Below are 2844 nucleotides of genomic sequence, written 5' to 3' on the forward strand. Positions count from 1 at the left end.
GCCCTACATCGCCTTGACGATGTTCTCGGTGACCTTCTTGGCGTCGCCGAGCAGCATCATGGTGTTGTCGCGGTAGAACAGCGGGTTGTCGATGCCGGCATAGCCCGACGCCAGCGAGCGCTTGATGAACATCACGGTGCCGGCCTTCCAGACCTGCAGCACCGGCATGCCGTAGATCGGCGAGGTCTTGTCCTCTTCCGCCGCCGGGTTGGTGACGTCGTTGGCGCCGATCACGAAGGCGATGTCGGCCTGGGCGAACTCCGAGTTGATGTCCTCGAGCTCGAACACCTCGTCATAGGGCACGTTGGCCTCGGCCAGCAGCACGTTCATGTGGCCGGGCATGCGGCCCGCCACCGGGTGAATGGCGTATTTCACCTCGACGCCTTCCTTCTTCAAAAGGTCGGCCATCTCGCGCAGCGCGTGCTGGGCCTGCGCCACCGCCATGCCGTAGCCGGGCACGATGATGACCTTGGAGGCGTTCTTCATGATGAAGGCGGCATCATCGGCCGAGCCGAGCTTGGCCGGCTTCTGCTCGCCCGAGCCGCCGCCGGCCGCCGCGGTCTCGCCGCCGAAGCCGCCGAGGATCACCGAGATGAACGAGCGGTTCATCGCGTGGCACATGATGTAGGACAGGATCGCGCCGGAGGAGCCGACCAGCGCGCCGGTGATGATCAGCGCCGAGTTGCCGAGCGTGAAGCCGATGCCGGCCGCGGCCCAGCCGGAGTACGAGTTCAGCATCGAGATCACGACCGGCATGTCGGCGCCGCCGATCGGGATGATCATCAAGACGCCGAGCGCCAGCGCGATGATGGTGATCAGCCAGAAGTCGAGCGCGCTGCCGCTCATCACGAGGCCGACGATGAAGAACACCAGCGCCAAGGCGAGCACGATGTTGATGACGTGGCGGAACGGCAGGATGATCGGCGCGCCGCTCATCCGGGCCGACAGCTTCAGGAACGCGATCACCGAGCCGGTGAAGGTCAGGGCGCCGATCGCAACGCCGAGCGACATCTCGACCAGGCTCTGCGGATGGATGTTGCCGGGCGTGCCGATGTCGAAGGCCTCAGGGGCATAGAACGCGCCGGCGGCGACCAGCACCGCGGCCATGCCGACCAGCGAGTGGAACGCGGCGACCAGCTCCGGCATCGAGGTCATCGGCACCCGGCGCGCGATCACCGCGCCGATGCCGCCGCCGATCGCGATCGCGACGATGACCAAGAGCCAGGCGACGCCGTCGGCCGGCGGATGGCTCGCCAGCGTGGTGGCGACCGCGATCGCCATGCCGATCATGCCGAACATGTTGCCCTGGCGCGACGACGCCGGGCTCGACAGGCCGCGCAGCGACAGGATGAACAGCACCCCCGCCACGAGATACAGAACAGCAGCCAGATTGGCGTTCATCTCAGGTCCCCCTTTGTCTTCGTCACCCCGAGGTGCACGCCGCTCACTTGGCTTTCTTCTTGTACATCGCCAGCATGCGCTGGGTGACCAGGAAGCCACCGAAGATGTTCACGCAGGCGAAGATCAGCGCCACGAAGCCGAAGCCGCGGGCCCAGCCCGATCCGCTCGACACCATGCCGACGCCGACCGCGAGCAGCGCGCCGACCACGATCACCGACGAGATCGCGTTGGTCACGCTCATCAGCGGGGTATGCAGCGCGGGGGTCACCGACCACACCACGAAATAGCCGACGAACACCGCAAGAACGAAGATCGACAGCCGGAACACGAACGGATCGACGGCCTGCGCGAGATGCTCCATGGCTTCTCTCCTTACTTCGGCTGGAAGTTGGGATGGATGACGGCGCCGTCCTTGGTCAGCGCGGTGGCCTTCACCAGCTCGTCGTCCCAATTGACCGCGAGCGCCTTGTTGGCCTTGTCGACCATCGTCTCGATGAACGAGAACAGATTGCGCGCGTAGAGGCTCGAGGCCGAGGCGGCGACCCGGCCGGCGACATTGGTGTAGCCGACGATCTTGATGCCGTCGGTCTCGACCACCTCGCCGGGCCTCGCACCCTCGACATTGCCGCCGCGCTCGACCGCGAGATCGACCAGCACCGAGCCCGGCTTCATCGATTTGACCATCTCGCCCGACACCAGCTTCGGCGCCGGACGGCCCGGGATCAGCGCGGTGGTGATCACGATGTCCTGCTTCTTGATGTGCTCGGCGGTCAGCGCGGCCTGCTTGGCCTGATACTCCTTGGACATCTCCTTGGCGTAGCCGCCGGCGGTCTGCGCGTTCTTGAACTCCTCGTCCTCGACGGCGAGGAATTTGGCGCCGAGGCTCTCCACCTGCTCCTTGGTGGCGGGCCGCACGTCGGTCGCGGTGACGACGGCGCCGAGACGGCGCGCGGTCGCGATCGCCTGCAGGCCGGCGACGCCGACCCCCATCACGAACACCTTGGCGGCCGGCACGGTGCCGGCGGCGGTCATCATCATCGGAAAGGCGCGGCCGAACGCTTCGGCGCCCTCGATCACCGCCCGGTAGCCGGCGAGGTTGGCCTGCGAGGACAATACGTCCATCACCTGGGCGCGGGTGATGCGCGGCATCAGCTCCATCGCGAACGCCGACACGCCGGCATCGGCCATCGCCTTCAGCGCGGCCTCGTTGCCGTAGGGATCCATGATCGCGATGACCAGCGCGCCGCGCTTGTACTTCGCCAGCTCGGAGGCCTCCGGCCGCTTCACCTTGATGATGATGTCGGCGTCCTTGAGCGCATCGGCGCTGACGGTCGCGCCCGCTGCGGTGAGCTCCGAATCGGGCAGCCCCGACTTGATGCCCGCGCCCGGCTCGACCGCGACCTCGGCGCCCAGCGCCTTGAACTTCTTGATGGTATCGGGCGA

General features: G+C 66.8%; 3 protein-coding genes. All 3 read right to left on the reverse strand.

The features are described from left to right. Positions 1 to 3: 3 nt before the first annotated feature. Positions 4 to 1401, reverse strand: coding sequence for an NAD(P)(+) transhydrogenase (Re/Si-specific) subunit beta (locus Q0030_RS40490; RefSeq protein WP_298380702.1), 1398 nt, complete (start codon positions 1399 to 1401; stop codon positions 4 to 6). A gap of 43 nt (positions 1402 to 1444) precedes the next feature. Continuing rightward, entirely contained in the window at positions 1445 to 1762 is a 318-nt protein-coding gene (locus Q0030_RS40495) for a proton-translocating transhydrogenase family protein (RefSeq protein WP_016841609.1), read from the reverse strand. Positions 1763 to 1773: 11 nt separating this feature from the next. Then, a partial coding sequence (locus tag Q0030_RS40500; protein WP_298380708.1) for a Re/Si-specific NAD(P)(+) transhydrogenase subunit alpha occupies positions 1774 to 2844 on the reverse strand: 1071 nt, incomplete at its 5' end.

The organism is uncultured Bradyrhizobium sp. (assembly GCF_947648125.1).
Lineage (GTDB): Bacteria > Pseudomonadota > Alphaproteobacteria > Rhizobiales > Xanthobacteraceae > Bradyrhizobium.

Coding starts and splice junctions, on each gene's coding strand:
- Q0030_RS40490 (WP_298380702.1), bottom strand. CDS start 1,401: ATGAACGCCAATCTGGCTGCTGTTCTGTATCTCGTGGCGGGGGTGCTG.
- Q0030_RS40495 (WP_016841609.1), bottom strand. CDS start 1,762: ATGGAGCATCTCGCGCAGGCCGTCGATCCGTTCGTGTTCCGGCTGTCG.